Annotated in this window: 12 protein-coding genes; all 12 read left to right on the top strand. The window is 40.5% G+C overall.

The annotated features are described in order from the left end of the window. Positions 1-97 precede the first annotated feature (97 nt). The 12 genes from ACQKFO_RS06540 (at position 98) to rimP (ending at position 15595) form a co-directional block, all read left to right on the top strand. The gene (locus tag ACQKFO_RS06540) at positions 98-622 is read left to right on the top strand and encodes a DUF6115 domain-containing protein (RefSeq protein WP_427597516.1); all 525 of its coding nucleotides are present in this window, start codon (positions 98-100) and stop codon (positions 620-622) included. A 158-nt stretch (positions 623-780) separates the two neighbouring features. After that, positions 781-1488: a 30S ribosomal protein S2 gene (gene rpsB, locus ACQKFO_RS06535; RefSeq protein WP_044337376.1), complete on the top strand. Its 708-nt coding sequence runs from the start codon at positions 781-783 to the stop codon at positions 1486-1488. A 149-nt stretch (positions 1489-1637) separates the two neighbouring features. After that, positions 1638-2519: a translation elongation factor Ts gene (gene tsf, locus ACQKFO_RS06530; RefSeq protein WP_427597515.1), complete on the top strand. Its 882-nt coding sequence runs from the start codon at positions 1638-1640 to the stop codon at positions 2517-2519. An 82-nt stretch (positions 2520-2601) separates the two neighbouring features. After that, positions 2602-3327: a UMP kinase gene (pyrH, locus tag ACQKFO_RS06525; RefSeq protein WP_148968763.1), complete on the top strand. Its 726-nt coding sequence runs from the start codon at positions 2602-2604 to the stop codon at positions 3325-3327. Further along, positions 3327-3884, top strand: a complete 558-nt coding sequence (gene frr / locus ACQKFO_RS06520) for a ribosome recycling factor (protein ID WP_427597514.1) — start codon at positions 3327-3329, stop codon at positions 3882-3884. The genes pyrH and frr overlap by 1 nt, the downstream gene beginning before the upstream one ends. A 656-nt stretch (positions 3885-4540) precedes the next feature. Next, entirely contained in the window at positions 4541-5332 is a 792-nt protein-coding gene (locus ACQKFO_RS06515) for an isoprenyl transferase (RefSeq protein ID WP_427597512.1), read from the top strand. After that, a complete protein-coding gene (locus ACQKFO_RS06510) occupies positions 5332-6117 on the top strand; it encodes a phosphatidate cytidylyltransferase (RefSeq protein ID WP_148968766.1) in 786 nt (261 codons plus the stop codon). The genes ACQKFO_RS06515 and ACQKFO_RS06510 overlap by 1 nt, the downstream gene beginning before the upstream one ends. A 34-nt stretch (positions 6118-6151) precedes the next feature. Then, positions 6152-7294 (top strand): 1-deoxy-D-xylulose-5-phosphate reductoisomerase, encoded by a 1143-nt coding sequence (gene dxr / locus ACQKFO_RS06505; RefSeq protein WP_427597806.1) that lies wholly within the window; start codon positions 6152-6154, stop codon positions 7292-7294. A gap of 117 nt (positions 7295-7411) precedes the next feature. After that, positions 7412-8668 (top strand): RIP metalloprotease RseP, encoded by a 1257-nt coding sequence (rseP, locus tag ACQKFO_RS06500; RefSeq protein ID WP_427597511.1) that lies wholly within the window; start codon positions 7412-7414, stop codon positions 8666-8668. A 147-nt stretch (positions 8669-8815) separates the two neighbouring features. Then, entirely contained in the window at positions 8816-10525 is a 1710-nt protein-coding gene (locus ACQKFO_RS06495) for a proline--tRNA ligase (RefSeq protein WP_427597510.1), read from the top strand. 93 nt (positions 10526-10618) lie between these two features. Continuing rightward, complete coding sequence (locus ACQKFO_RS06490; RefSeq protein ID WP_427597509.1) at positions 10619-14938, top strand: PolC-type DNA polymerase III; 4320 nt, start codon at positions 10619-10621, stop codon at positions 14936-14938. A gap of 186 nt (positions 14939-15124) precedes the next feature. Beyond that, complete coding sequence (gene rimP / locus ACQKFO_RS06485) at positions 15125-15595, top strand: ribosome maturation factor RimP (protein ID WP_427597508.1); 471 nt, start codon at positions 15125-15127, stop codon at positions 15593-15595. Positions 15596-15616 lie beyond the last annotated feature (21 nt).

The following is a 15616-nucleotide window of genomic DNA, read 5'->3' as shown; positions in this document are numbered from 1 at the left end:
TAGATATTGATGGACTGTTCCGATGAAATACCGTTAATGGAGCAGTCTTTTTATGTGCTGAGGAAAGACTAAAATCAAACTAAATTAAGGTGATGACATGGTAACATTCCTGCTTTTTATATCTTTTCTTCTTAATATCGTATCCTTGCTTGCGATCGTCCTTTTATTCTCAAGGCAAAATCGTTTTCTTAACATGGAGAAAGAACAAAAGAAAATGATTATGGAATTAGAAGAAGTCATTTCTACTTATCTGATAGAAATGAAAGAAGAGAATGAAGAGTTCATTAGGGCTTTTAATCATCAAGTTAAAAGTCAAACACATACCACTGACAAAACGGACGATGAGAATGAAACCGGTTCCCCGCTTCACACCAATCCCAAGTGGCCAGGAGCAGGATATAAGCAAGCTTCAAAGGCCTATCAGCAAACACCAACACCACAAATGGGATCTGTCGAAAAAAAGTTGGAAGTGAAACCAACAGTAAAAACCAACGAAGATCCTCTCATCCAACAGGTTCTCTCACTTAAAAAAGAAGGGAAGAGCATCGAGGAAATAGCTCAAACTGTCGGAAAAGGAAAAACGGAAATTGAACTCCTGCTGAAATTCCGTCAAATTATGTAGGAATGTCTTGATTGGTTGGAATAGGTATGCTATAGTATTCATGGTGTGATTACACACGTTTCTCGATTGAGGTAGATGGTGCTATTCAAATGAATAGTTTCTACTACAAGATGACGGAAACGGAGGAGAATACAAAAACCATTTAGGAGGAAACACACATGTCAGTAATTTCTATGAAACAATTGCTAGAAGCTGGTGTACATTTCGGACACCAAACTCGCCGTTGGAACCCAAAGATGAAGAGATACATCTTCACTGAGCGTAACGGTATCTACATCATCGACCTTCAAAAAACAGTAAAAAAGGTTGAAGAAGCGTACAACTTCGTGAAAGAATTAGCTGGTAACGGCGGTAAAGTTCTTTTCGTTGGTACAAAAAAACAAGCACAAGAGTCTGTTAAAGAAGAAGCAGAACGTGCTGGTATGTACTACATCAACCAACGTTGGTTAGGTGGAACACTTACTAACTTCGAAACAATCCAAAAGCGTATTTCCCGTCTTAAAGAAATTGAAAAAATGGAAGAAGACGGAACATTTGAAGTGCTACCTAAGAAAGAAGTAGTACAACTTAAAAAAGAACATGAGCGCTTAGTGAAATTCTTAGGCGGAATCAAAGATATGAACACGCTACCTGATGCATTATTCATCATCGACCCTCGTAAAGAGCGTATTGCTGTAGCTGAAGCTCGTAAACTTCATATCCCTATCGTGGGTATTGTTGATACAAACTGTGATCCGGATGAAATCGATGTTGTCATTCCTGCGAATGACGATGCAATCCGTGCAGTTAAGCTTCTTACAGGTAAAATGGCAGATGCTATTTTAGAAGCTAAGCAAGGTGAAGAAGCAGCTGTAGCAGCTGAGTAATGAATGGAAGGTGATAAGAGGGCTTACCCTTATCACCTTTTTTTAAAGAGTATTCACATCTACTGTACTCAAATTGAGATACGGTACATTTTTGACTATCACCCATGGGTGATATAGTCTACATAGTTAAACTAAGGAGGAAACCCACTATGGCAATCACTGCACAAATGGTTAAAGAACTTCGTGAAAAAACTGGCGCTGGAATGATGGATTGTAAAAAAGCGTTAACAGAAACTGACGGAGATATGGACAAAGCAATTGACTTCTTACGCGAAAAAGGAATTGCAAAAGCAGCTAAAAAAGCTGATCGTATTGCAGCTGAAGGTACTACTTACATTGCAAGCGAAGGGAATACTGCTATCATTTTCGAAGTGAACGCAGAAACTGATTTCGTTGCGAAGAACGAAAACTTCCAAAGTCTTGTTAAAGAATTAGCTGATCACTTATTAGCTAACAAACCGGCTTCAGTTGAAGTTGCTCTAGAGCAAAAAATGGCGAATGGTTCAACTGTAAGTGAATTCATCAATGCCGCTATCGCTAAAATCGGAGAAAAGATCACTCTTCGTCGTTTTGAAATCCGTACTAAAGGTGATAACGCTGCTTTCGGTGAATACCTGCACATGGGTGGCCGTATTGCTGTTCTTACAGTAGTCGAAGGCACTACTGATGCCAATGTAGCGAAAGATGTTGCTATGCATGCTGCGGCACTAAATCCTAAGTATGTATCCCGTGACCAGGTTTCTGCTGAAGAAGTAGAACGTGAGCGTGAAGTACTTAAGCAACAAGCATTAAACGAAGGAAAGCCTGAAAACATCGTAGAGAAAATGGTTGAAGGCCGCCTTGGAAAATACTTCGAGGATATCTGTATCCTGGATCAAACATTCGTTAAGAATCCAGATCAAAAGGTACGTCAATACCTTGAAGCGAATAAAGCTACTTTAACTGATTTCATCCGTTACGAAGTAGGGGAAGGTCTTGAAAAACGTCAAGACAACTTCGCTGAAGAGGTTATGAGTCAAGTTAAGAAATAATAAAAGCTAAACAATTCTTAGTAGGGAACACTTAGCGTGTTCCCTATTTTTCAAGAAAAATTCTATTTTTATGGAGGTTCCCATGAGCGTTCCTAAATACAAACGTGTCGTTCTGAAACTTAGTGGAGAAGCATTAGCAGGTGATGATGGCTTCGGAATAAACCCTTCTGTCATTAAAAATGTAGCAGAAGAAGTAAAAGAAATTGCTGAACTTGATGTTGAAGTTGCAGTTGTCGTTGGCGGTGGTAATATCTGGCGTGGTAAGATAGGTAGTGAGATGGGAATGGATCGTGCATCTGCTGACTATATGGGGATGCTGGCTACCGTTATGAATTCTTTGGCTCTTCAAGACAGCCTTGAGCAAATTGGCATCGAAACCAGAGTTCAAACGTCAATTGATATGCGTCAAGTGGCAGAGCCTTATATCAGACGCAGAGCGATCCGTCACTTAGAGAAGAAACGTGTTGTGATTTTTGCAGCAGGTACTGGAAATCCTTACTTCTCAACCGACACTACTGCGGCACTTAGAGCAGCTGAAATCGAAGCAGAAGTCATCCTGATGGCTAAAAACAACGTAGATGGTGTATATTCAGCAGATCCTAAGAAGGACGAGACGGCTGTTAAATATGAAGAACTTTCCTATTTAGATGTTCTGAAAGAAGGTTTGGCTGTAATGGATTCAACAGCTTCTTCTCTTTGTATGGACAATGATATTCCGCTTATTGTATTCTCTATTATGGAGGATGGGAATATTAAGAGAGCCATCACAGGTGAGAATATAGGTACAATCGTTAGGGGGAAAGCATAATGCCAAATACGATCATAACAAACGCAAAAGAAAGAATGACAAAAGCTATTCAAACGTTTTCTCGTGAGTTAGCAAGTATCCGTGCAGGAAGAGCAAACGCATCTCTACTTGATAAGATTACAGTTGATTACTATGGTGCACCAACACCTGTTAACCAATTAGCAGGTATTTCAATTCCGGAGGCTCGTATGTTAGTCATCCAGCCTTATGATAAATCAGCTTTAGGTGATATTGAAAAGGCGATATTGAAATCAGACTTGGGAATTACACCTACAAGCGACGGGAACATTATCCGCATCGTTGTTCCTGCGTTAACGGAAGAACGTCGTAAAGAACTTGTAAAGCTTGTGAAAAAAGAAGCTGAAGATGCAAAAGTTGCGATCCGTAATATTCGTCGTGATGCAAATGATGATCTTAAGAAGAAAGAGAAAAGTGGGGACATTACAGAAGATGACCTTCGAGGATACTCTGATGATGTTCAGAAAGCAACAGATGAAAGCATTGTCAAGATTGATGCTATTGCAAAAGATAAAGAACAAGAAATGTTAGAAGTATAATTAATCATATTCTAATCCCAAGGGACTGACCTATAAGTGAACTCATATTCCTTATGGGCCGGTCCTTTTGTTTTTGCTTGTTTAGAGTGTTTATGATAGCCCGCTTCTCCATTTCTCTGATTGAGTGATTATTTGTTTGGCTCTTTTCGCAAGATTGTTGTTTTCTAGCATAGAATCTGCCAGGGATCTGTCAACCAGCTTATGCTGGATGGTGTGGGGAACTGCTCCGCTTGCAGCTAGCGTTCGGCAGAGCCTCCTCAGCTTAGCAAAAGGAAGATCAATCTCTACTTACCTTAAATGAGATTGTTTGCTAAAGTTCTTTTTTAATTTTTTTCTATTAAGGATACATGCTAAGAAAGTTGATTGGAGCGGAAGGAGGCTCGACTCCTGCGGGAATGGCTGGACAGGTGAGACCCCGGAGGCTCACCGCCAGCCCCGCGGAAAGCGAGCATCCTGGAGCGGAAATCAACTATTACTTTTTCCTCTACAATAGCAACAAACTATACGAAAAGAGCCTTTCGTTTTAAGAGGAAACATCGTTTAACGTTCAAAATACATATATGAATGTACATAATCTATTTTCTTAAAGATATCTTCCTTATTTTTTGATATGATAGTAAAGGTAAATATTTTTTGGATTGTTGGTGGAGGATTTTATGCTAAACAAGCTTAAGCAATGGAAAAGACAGCAAACTTCCGAAGAAGTGGATGATCGATTTCAAGAATTAGTAAAACACCCGATTCCGGGTCATATAGCTATTATTATGGATGGTAATGGACGGTGGGCAAAAAAAAGAGCCTTACCTAGAGTCGCAGGACATCATGAAGGCATGAAATGTGTTAGAAGAATAACGAAATTGGCAAACGAATTAGGTGTAGAAGCTTTAACTCTCTATGCTTTTTCGACTGAAAATTGGAAACGTCCAAAAATGGAAGTTGAGTTTCTTATGAAGTTGCCGGAAGAATTTTTAGGAACCTTTTTACCTGAGTTAGTAGAAGAAAACGTTCAGGTGAAGATGATGGGTTCTCCTGAAGCCTTGCCGAACCATACCAAGAGAGCCGTCACCAAGGCGATGGAAGCTACGGAGAATAATGACGGTCTGATATTAAACTTTGCTTTAAATTATGGCAGCCGCTCAGAAATTATTGATTCTATGAAGCATGTCTTAAAAGATGTTCAGAATGGAATACTAGATGAGAACCAATTGAATGAAGAAGTGTTTTCAAGTTACTTGATGACGAAAGATTTAAAAGATCCAGACCTGCTTATTCGAACGAGTGGAGAAATCCGCTTAAGTAACTTTATGCTTTGGCAATTAGCTTATACAGAGTTCTTTTTTACAGACGTACTGTGGCCGGATTTTGGCAAGGAACATTTAATAGAAGCAATTGAAGCATATCAAGGTCGTTCAAGAAGATTTGGTGGGTTACAAAGCGAGGAATCCTAATGAAACAAAGAATTATTACAGCAGTGATAGCTGCAGCGATATTTTTGCCAATCATCATTTTTGGTGAAACACCATTTATTATTTTAATGTATCTTATTGCATCCATCAGTTTATATGAAGCACTAAAGATGAGAGGGCAATGGATTTTCACCATTCCCGGGTTACTATCTTTGGCCCTGTTGTGGGTATTTTTGATACCAACCGATGCTATCGGGATTTTAGCAGACTTTGGCTATTCCAAGATCGAAATGGCTTTTCTTGCCGTGCTGCTCTTTTTAACATATACAGTAGCAACTAAGAACCGTTATACATTCGATGATGTGTCTTTTGCTCTGTTAAGCATTTTATATGTAGGAATTGGTTTCTATTACTTTATGGAGATCCGTTTGGATGAAGGAGTACAGTTTGTTTTCTACGCTTTATTTATCATATGGGCAACAGACTCAGGAGCTTATTTCATCGGGAGAGCAATGGGGAAAAAGAAGCTATGGCCTCAAATCAGCCCGAATAAAACCATCGAAGGTTTTGTGGGCGGGATTATTTGTGCCATTGTAGTTGGAGTTATCATGACGTTTTTCACTGATCTTGATATGTCCATTCCAAAACTAATAATCGTGACTGCAATTCTATCCGTCTTTGGACAAGTTGGAGACCTGGTCGAATCAGCTTTGAAAAGGCATTACAAAGTAAAAGATTCCGGGCATTTATTACCGGGTCATGGTGGGATGCTGGATCGTTTTGATAGTTTGTTATTTGTGTTTCCCCTTCTTCATTTTCTTTTATAAAAGTAGAAGGCTTCTAGCGGGAGGAGTGTAGTTGTTGAAAAAGATTAGCTTATTGGGAGCTACCGGTTCTATTGGGACACAGACCCTTGATGTAATCCGTGAGCATCCTGAAGAATTTAAACTGACAGCTATGTCTGTTGGCAGAAATATAGAAGAAGCTAGAAAAATGATTCTGGAATTCAGTCCTCAATTGATTTCTGTTCAACGAAAAGAGGATGCGGAATTACTAAAGAAAGAAATGTCATCTTCTTTAAAGGTTCTTTACGAGGAAGAAGGCTTGGTGGAGGTGGCTTGTCATCAGGATGCGGACGTACTCGTTAACGCAGTTCTGGGAAGCGTCGGACTTCACCCTACCTTACAAGCCATAGAGGCAGGGAAAATGATTGCGATTGCCAATAAGGAAACGCTTGTAACAGCTGGACATCTGGTGATGGAGGCTGCCCGGAAAAAGAATTCCATTTTACTGCCGGTTGATAGTGAGCATTCTGCCATATTCCAAGCGTTGCAGGGAGAGCAAGAGAAAAATATTGAAAAACTGATCATTACTGCATCCGGAGGCAGCTTCAGAGACCGGACGAGAGAAGAATTAGACGGTGTCACAGTAACAGAAGCCCTGAATCACCCGAACTGGTCAATGGGAGCAAAGATTACCATCGACTCTGCTTCAATGATGAACAAAGGGTTAGAGGTCATCGAAGCACATTGGTTATTTGATATTCCTTATGACCAAATTGAGGTGGTGCAGCATAGAGAGAGCATTATCCACTCTATGATTCAATTCCACGATTCTTCTGTAATGGCTCAATTAGGTACGCCTGATATGCGTGTTCCGATTCAATATGCTTTAACCTATCCGGACAGACTTATCAGACCAGGTAAGAGATTGGATTTAGTCGAAATGGGTAAGCTTCATTTTGAAGAGATGGATTTAAATCGTTTCCGCTGTCTTGCTTTTGCCTATGAAGCAGGTCGGATCGGTGGCAGTATGACGACGGTACTGAATGCTGCAAATGAAGCGGCAGTTTCCATGTTCCTGGAAAAAAAGATATCTTTCTTGGACATTGAAGCTTATATTGAAAAGGCTATGTCTACTCATCAAGTGGTACATAGACCGGATCTTGAAACCATACATGAGATTGATCAACAGACTCGACAACTTGTTTCAAGCTGGTTGTAGAGTACTTGGGCATGTTTCCATGTCATGTAACGTAGTATGATAGTGGACATGTTTCGTACGCTTACTTCAAACATTTAGATCTGTTACCAACAGGTTATAAAAAAGGTGGTTTTTTATTTGCAAACGGTGATTGCCTTTGTTGTTATTTTTGGAGCTTTAGTATTTTTTCACGAGCTTGGACATTTAATTTTCGCGAAGCGTGCAGGCATTTTATGCCGTGAATTCGCAATAGGGTTTGGTCCTAAAGTGTTTTCATATAAAAAGGATGAAACAACCTATACAATTCGCTTATTGCCTCTTGGAGGCTTTGTCCGAATGGCCGGGGAAGATCCGGAAATGGTTGAATTAAAGGCCGGGCATCGGGTTGGTCTTGTACTCGATCAGGATGAAAAAATAAAAAAAATTGTCTTAAACAACAAAGATCGCTATCCGAACATTCGTGTCATTGAGGTAGAAGAAGCGGATTTAGAGCACAGGTTGCATATTCGTGGATACGAAGAAGACGAGGAGGAACTGAAAACCTTTTTGATCTCCAGGGACGCCGTATTCATTGAAGATGGTGTCGAGACACAAATCGCTCCATGGGATCGTCAATTTGCATCTAAGTCACTACCCCAACGGGCGATGGCCATTTTTGCGGGTCCGCTATTCAACTTTATTTTAGCCTTCTTCATTTTCATTCTTGTAGGCTTATTACAAGGGGTTCCTACGAATGATCCCGTTCTTGGTGAACTCACAGAAGATGGGGCAGCAAAAGAAGCTGGCCTTCAGAAAAATGACGTGATTTTAAGTATAGACGGTAAAGAGATTTTGACATGGGATGATATTGTCACCATCATACAGAAGCACCCAGGGGATGAGCTGCGGTTTAATGTTGATCGTAACGGCTCAAACACTGAGATTTCGGTCACTCCAAAACCTCAAGAGATAGAAGGGGAAGAAATAGGGATCATTGGTGTTCATAGTCCTGTTGAAAAGTCGCCTCTCAAAGTGGTGACCAATAGTGCACAGCAAACCTATGAATGGACCAAAATGATTTTTGTTCTTTTAGGAAAGCTTGTGTCCGGTGAGTTCTCAATCGATGCATTATCTGGGCCGGTTGGAATCTATCAGTCAACGGATGTTGTTGCTAAATCGGGTATATTCTATCTAATGAGATGGGCTGCCATCCTTAGTATCAACCTGGGAATCATGAACCTTCTGCCAATTCCTGCCCTTGACGGAGGCAGACTCCTGTTCTTCGCAGTAGAAGCGGTAAGAGGGAAACCGGTGGATCGTCAAATGGAAGGAATGGTCCATTTTGTCGGATTTGCCCTTCTCATGGTTCTCATGCTCGTTGTTACATGGAACGACATTCAAAGATTTTTCTTATAAAATATGATGCATGTATCATGAACAGGCAGTTTCTCCCTCCAGAATCAAAAAATGAGGGTGTTACTGCCTGTTGATTTAAGATAAAATAGTGAGAAGGAAATTCCCACACTACATAAATAATATATATGGTAACTGAGGTGCTAATAGATGAAGCAACGTAATACATTCATCCCTACTTTAAGAGAAACACCGGCTGATGCAGAAATCAAGAGTCATCAGCTTCTCTTGAGAGCAGGATTCATAAGACAAAATGCAAGTGGTATTTATAGTTTTTTGCCATTAGGAAATAAAGTATTAAAGAAAGTGGAAGAGATTGTTCGTGAAGAATTAGATGCAGCAGGTGCTGTTGAAATGCTCATGCCTGCCCTGCAACCTTCCGAACTCTGGAAAGAATCGGGACGCTGGGGAACATATGGCCCTGAATTAATGAGAATGCATGATCGCCATGATCGTGAATTTGCCCTCGGAGCAACACATGAGGAAGTGATTACAAGTTTAGTAAGGGACGAAATTAAATCATATAAACGTCTACCCCTCACGATGTATCAAATTCAAACTAAATTCCGTGATGAAAAGCGTCCACGTTTTGGACTCCTTAGAGGAAGGGAATTCATTATGAAGGATGCCTATTCATTCCATTCTTCTTCTGAAAGCCTGGATCAAACCTACGATGCATTATTTCAGGCGTATTCAAATATATTCAGCCGATGCGGGCTGAATTTCAGAGCAGTTATCGCTGACTCTGGAGCGATGGGCGGTAAGGATACACATGAATTTATGGTGTTATCTGAAGTCGGCGAAGATACGATTGCATACTCCGATCAATCCGATTATGCAGCGAATATCGAAATGGCTGAAGTAGTGGATTCCTATACCCAATCGGCTGAAGAGATGCTTGAATTAAAAAAAATATCAACGCCAGAGAGTAAATCGATTGAAGAAGTTTCCTCTTTTCTTTCTATTGAGAAAGATCAATGTGTGAAATCACTACTATTTAAAGTAGATGATGATCATGTACTGGTATTATCCCGTGGTGATCACGAAATCAACGATATCAAAGTGAAGAACCTTCTAAATGCAGGTGTAGTTGAATTGGCATCAGCCGAAGAAACGAAAGCGCTCATCGGATGTGAAATCGGATCAATTGGCCCTTGTTCATTAGATAAAGGCGTTAAAATTATTGCTGATCATGCAGTTAAATACATTAGAAATGGTGTAGCCGGAGCAAACGAAGCAGGATACCATTTCACAAACGTGAACCCTGAACGTGATTTTGAGGTTTCTCGATACGCAGATCTTCGCTTCATTCAGGAAGGTGACACTTCTCCTGACGGAAATGGTACGATTGTTTTCGCAAAAGGAATCGAAGTGGGACATGTTTTCAAACTGGGGACAAGATATTCTGACGCACTAGGCAGCTCATTCTTAGATGAAAATGGACGATCGCAGTCGATCATCATGGGTTGTTACGGAATAGGTGTCTCTCGTACCCTTGCGGCAGTTGCAGAGCAATTTAATGATGATAATGGTCTGGTTTGGCCAACGAATCTTTCACCATATGACCTTCACTTAATCCCAATCAATATGAAGGATGAAGCACAGGCTAACCTTGCAAGCGAACTATATGACACATTTAAAGAAAATCGTTATGATGTATTAATGGATGACCGGGCTGAGCGTCCGGGTGTTAAATTCGCCGACTCAGATCTGATTGGACTTCCAATTCGTATAACGGTCGGGAAAAAAGCAGGAGAAGGCATCGTTGAAGTGAAAGTAAGAAGCACAGGTGAGATGCTGGAAGTGCATAAGGACGAGCTTCTACCAAAACTGCAAGAACTATACAAGACTCTTTCTTAAATAGAAAAGGGCTCGACTTTAAAGGAGGCAATCCTTAGCTGTCAGCCCTTTTTCTACTGTAAATAACACGATTAGAAATGGGGGAGAAGGATCATGGAAGAAAAGCCCCTGGGCAAAAGAGAGAGGTTTCAACTGTTGCTAAAGCAATTAGGGTTAACAGAGGATGCCTTTGTAAAATACTTTCAAAACGCTGAAATTGAAAAACTAGCGGTGTTTCGCAAGGAGAAGAAATGGCATTTTTACTTTACATTCGAAGAAATCATTCCGTGTAATGTATGGAGTAAATTTTCAATCGCACTGCAAACATCCTTTAAACATATTGCAAACGTCGGATTTACGATAAGAGTGGTGAATACTCAAATATCAGACCAACACATATTAGATTATTGGCAGGACTGTGTAAAAGAAATTCAAGGTATTTCACCGCCATTATTAAAATTATTAAATACTCAAAAGCCGAAAATCAACGGAAATAAAATCATTGTGTTTGCTTCCAATGATACAGAAGCAACACAATTAAAAAGAAAATACGGTGAAATGATCACCTCTACTTTCGAGAACTTTGGCTTTCCTAAATTAGTATTGGATGCAGAGGTAAGTCAAGTAGAGGAACAAAGCAATGAGTATGAGAAGTTTTTGGAAGAAAAGCTTAAAGAAGATCAAGAGAGAGCCAAACAAGCTCTCATTGAAATGGAAAAGGCTGAAAAAGAGGGAGCAAGTGATGCACCCAGCGGTCCATTCATGCTCGGTCTTACGATTAAAGACGATGCTGACTTCCGGAAGATTGAAGAGATTTATGACGAAGAACGACGGATCGCGATTGAAGGATATGTTTTCGATTGTGAAACACGTGAATTACGCAGCGGTCGTACTTTGTTAACATTTAAAGTAACAGACTACTCAAGTTCGATCCTGGTCAAAATGTTCTCGAGGGACAAAGAGGACGCTGCAATCATGAACAATATGAAAAAAGGAATGTGGGTCCGCTGTCGTGGAAGTATTCAAAATGATACATTCGTACGTGACCTGGTGATGATCGCCAACGATGTGAATGAAATCAAACCGGTTCTGAGATTGGATACTGCACCTGCTGATGAAAAAAGGGTGGAGCTTCACATGCATACTCCAATGAGTCAGATGGATGCCGTTTCTTCAGTGGCAAGTCTTGTTGCCCAAGCAAAAAAATGGGGGCATAAAGCGGTTGCAATAACGGACCATGCCGTTGCACAATCCTTCCCGGAAGCCTACAGCGCAAGCAAGAAAAATGATATTAAACTTCTCTATGGTGTGGAAGCCAATCTTGTTGATGATGGGGTTCCAATCGCCTATAACGACCGGGATCTTCCTTTAGAAGATAGTACTTTTATTGTCTTTGATGTTGAAACAACCGGACTTTCGGCCGTTTACGACACCATCATTGAACTCGCTGCGGTGAAAATCAAAGATGGTGAGGTCATCGATAAATTCGAATCGTTTGCCAACCCTCATCATCCTTTATCCGCTACAACCATTGAATTAACGGGTATTACCGATGATATGGTGCAAACGGCACCTGAAATAAACGATGTTCTTCACGACTATCATAAATGGGCAGGAGAAGATATATTAGTTGCACATAATGCTTCCTTTGATATGGGTTTCCTAAATGCAGGGTATCAAAAAGCAGGGCTGCCTAAAGCGACTAACCCTGTCATCGATACGCTGGAGCTTGCAAGACTCCTGTATCCTCAATTCAAGAATCATCGTTTAAATACGTTAGCCAAGAAATTTGATATTGAACTTACCCAGCATCACCGAGCGATCTATGATGCAGAAACAACTGGATACCTGTTATTGAAAATGCTTAAGGATTCCGTTGAAAAAGGAATCACCAATCATAATCAATTCAATGATTACATGGGGAAAGGTGATGCTTACAAACGGTCAAGACCTTATCACTGTACACTGATTGCCCAAACAGAAGAAGGCTTAAAGAACCTTTATAAACTAGTATCCATTTCTCACATGAATTATTTTTTCCGTGTTCCGCGAATTCCACGCTCACAGCTCCAAAAGTATCGAACGGGAATTCTCGTAGGTTCAGGCTGTGACAAAGGAGAAGTGTTTGAAGGGATGATGCAAAAAGGGAAAGAAGAAGTTGAGGAAACTGCTCAATTCTATGATTACCTGGAAGTTCATCCCAAAGAAGTCTATCAACATTTAATCGAGTTGGATTTGGTACAAAGCGAGAAAAACCTTGAAGATATCATTAAAAACATTGTAGAGCTTGGTAAGAAATTGGATAAGCCGGTAGTGGCTACCGGTAACGTTCATTACTTAAATGAAAACGATAAGATTTACCGGAAAATTCTCGTTGGCTCTCAAGGCGGTGCGAATCCTTTGAATCGACACGAACTTCCTGATGTTCATTTTAGAACAACGAATGAGATGCAGGATGCATTCTCTTTCTTAGGAAAAGAAACAGCGAAAGAAATTGTTGTGGATAACTCCAACAAAATAGCAGACCTTGTTGAAGTAATTAAACCGATCAGAGATGATCTGTATACGCCTAAAATTGAAGGCGCTGATGAAGAAATGCGTCGGATGAGTTATGCCATGGCGAAAAGCATTTACGGGGAAGAGCTTCCTGAAATTGTAGAGGCAAGGCTTGAAAAGGAATTAAAGAGTATTATCGGCCATGGATTCGCAGTCATCTATTTAATCTCACATAAGCTGGTAAAAAAGTCATTGGATGATGGGTATCTGGTAGGATCCCGTGGATCAGTAGGGTCCTCTTTTGTTGCGACAATGACAGAAATAACGGAAGTAAATCCTTTACCTCCTCACTATGTATGTCCATCTTGCAAGAAATCCGAGTTCTTTGATGATGGATCGGTAGGATCGGGGTTTGATCTGCCCAATAAAGATTGTCCCGATTGTGGTATTCCATATAAGAAGGATGGTCATGATATTCCGTTTGAAACATTCCTTGGATTCAAAGGAGACAAAGTTCCCGATATCGATTTGAACTTCTCGGGTGAATATCAGCCTAATGCCCATAACTATACGAAGGTTCTGTTCGGTGAAGATAATGTATATCGGGCAGGTACAATTGGTACGGTGGCGGAAAAGACCGCATACGGGTATGTAAAAGGATACGCCAATGATCATCAGCTGCAAATCCGCGGAGCAGAAATCGATCGATTGGTAAGTGGATGTACCGGAGTGAAAAGAACAACCGGACAGCATCCTGGAGGGATCATCGTAGTACCTGATTATATGGATATCTACGATTTCTCACCAATTCAATTTCCTGCTGATGATTCAGGTTCGGAATGGAAAACGACACATTTTGATTTCCATTCCATTCATGACAATCTTTTGAAGCTTGATATTCTCGGTCATGATGATCCAACCGTCATTCGTATGCTTCAGGATTTATCAGGTGTCGATCCGAAGACGATTCCGACAGATGACCCAGAAGTGATGAAAATTTTCAGTGGGACGGAGCCTCTTGGAGTGACAGCGGAACAAATCATGTGTAAGACCGGGACGCTTGGAATTCCTGAATTCGGAACACGATTTGTTCGACAAATGCTTGAGGATACAAAACCGACGACATTTTCTGAGCTTGTTCAAATATCGGGACTTTCACACGGTACTGATGTATGGCTTGGCAATGCACAAGAGCTTATTCATAATAATATTTGTAATCTGAGCGAAGTAATTGGATGTCGTGATGATATTATGGTTTATCTCATCTATCAAGGACTCGAGCCTTCACTTGCCTTTAAGATCATGGAATTTGTACGTAAAGGTAAGGGACTGCAGGATGAATGGGTAGAAGAGATGAAAAAGAATGGGGTACCGGACTGGTATATTGATTCTTGTCTGAAGATCAAATATATGTTCCCGAAAGCCCATGCGGCTGCCTATGTATTAATGGCTGTTCGTATTGCTTACTTTAAAGTGCATCATGCTCTCTTGTACTATGCTGCTTACTTCACCGTTCGTGCAGAGGATTTCGATATCGAAGCCATGGTGAGGGGGTCACAAGCTGTCAGGGCCAAGATAGAAGAAATCAATAGCAAAGGCCTGGATGCATCTCCAAAAGAAAAGAACACGTTAACAGTACTGGAGTTGGCCCTTGAGATGTGTGAACGGGGATACAAGTTCCAAAAGGTAGATCTTTATCGTTCACAAGCGGCTGAATTTGTTATAGATGGAGATTCATTGATTCCACCGTTCAACTCGATTCCCGGGCTTGGGACGAATGCGGCTATCAATATTGTGAATGCAAGACAGAATGGGGAGTTTCTCTCTAAAGAAGATCTTCAACAAAGAGGACGCGTCTCCAAGACAATCATCGAGTACCTGGACAATCACGGCTGTTTGGAAGCCTTGCCGGATAAGAACCAATTATCCCTATTCTAAGCTGATACCATGGGAATTGTTTGCATAAAAATGTTGATTATGGTATATTTTTATTGGAAATACTAAAGATAGCTCTAAAGGTAGAAGAGTGGGGTCGCACCCCACTCTTTCGTTATTACATGGAGATTTTTTGAACTATCATTTCTAGTCTTGGTGCAAGATTTTCATATAGACCAGGAGGTAAGTATGAGCAAAATAACAACACTTGTAGAAGAACTTGTTACACCAATCTTAGACGACATGTCATTAGAACTCATCGACATGGAATATGTAAAAGAGGGATCCAATTGGTTTCTTCGCGTATTTATCGACAAAGATTCAGGTGTTGACATTGAAGAATGCGGAATAGTAAGTGAAAGACTTAGTGAGAAGTTAGATGAAATTGACCCAATTCCTCATAATTACTTTTTAGAAGTTTCTTCACCGGGAGCTGAACGTCCTTTAAAGAAAGAAAAGGACTTTGAGAAAGCCATCGGCAAAAACGTTTATGTGAAAACATATGAACCGCTGAACGGTGAAAAAGCCTTCGAAGGCACACTTCTTTCCTATACTTCAGACCAATTATCATTAGAAGTAACCATTAAGACTCGAAAAAAGAAGGTTGAAATTCCAACAGATAAGATAGCGATCGCACGATTGGCTGTTACATTTTCATAGGAACTAACCGCACTATAAAGG

Source organism: Rossellomorea sp. NPDC071047, assembly GCF_050270195.1.
Taxonomy (GTDB): domain Bacteria; phylum Bacillota; class Bacilli; order Bacillales; family Bacillaceae_B; genus Rossellomorea.
This window is presented reverse-complemented; position numbering and strand designations above follow the sequence as displayed.

Coding starts and splice junctions, on each gene's coding strand:
- pyrH (WP_148968763.1), top strand. CDS start 2,602: ATGAGCGTTCCTAAATACAAACGTGTCGTTCTGAAACTTAGTGGAGAA.
- rimP (WP_427597508.1), top strand. CDS start 15,125: ATGAGCAAAATAACAACACTTGTAGAAGAACTTGTTACACCAATCTTA.
- ACQKFO_RS06495 (WP_427597510.1), top strand. CDS start 8,816: ATGAAGCAACGTAATACATTCATCCCTACTTTAAGAGAAACACCGGCT.
- tsf (WP_427597515.1), top strand. CDS start 1,638: ATGGCAATCACTGCACAAATGGTTAAAGAACTTCGTGAAAAAACTGGC.
- ACQKFO_RS06515 (WP_427597512.1), top strand. CDS start 4,541: ATGCTAAACAAGCTTAAGCAATGGAAAAGACAGCAAACTTCCGAAGAA.
- ACQKFO_RS06490 (WP_427597509.1), top strand. CDS start 10,619: ATGGAAGAAAAGCCCCTGGGCAAAAGAGAGAGGTTTCAACTGTTGCTA.
- ACQKFO_RS06510 (WP_148968766.1), top strand. CDS start 5,332: ATGAAACAAAGAATTATTACAGCAGTGATAGCTGCAGCGATATTTTTG.
- rpsB (WP_044337376.1), top strand. CDS start 781: ATGTCAGTAATTTCTATGAAACAATTGCTAGAAGCTGGTGTACATTTC.
- ACQKFO_RS06540 (WP_427597516.1), top strand. CDS start 98: ATGGTAACATTCCTGCTTTTTATATCTTTTCTTCTTAATATCGTATCC.
- frr (WP_427597514.1), top strand. CDS start 3,327: ATGCCAAATACGATCATAACAAACGCAAAAGAAAGAATGACAAAAGCT.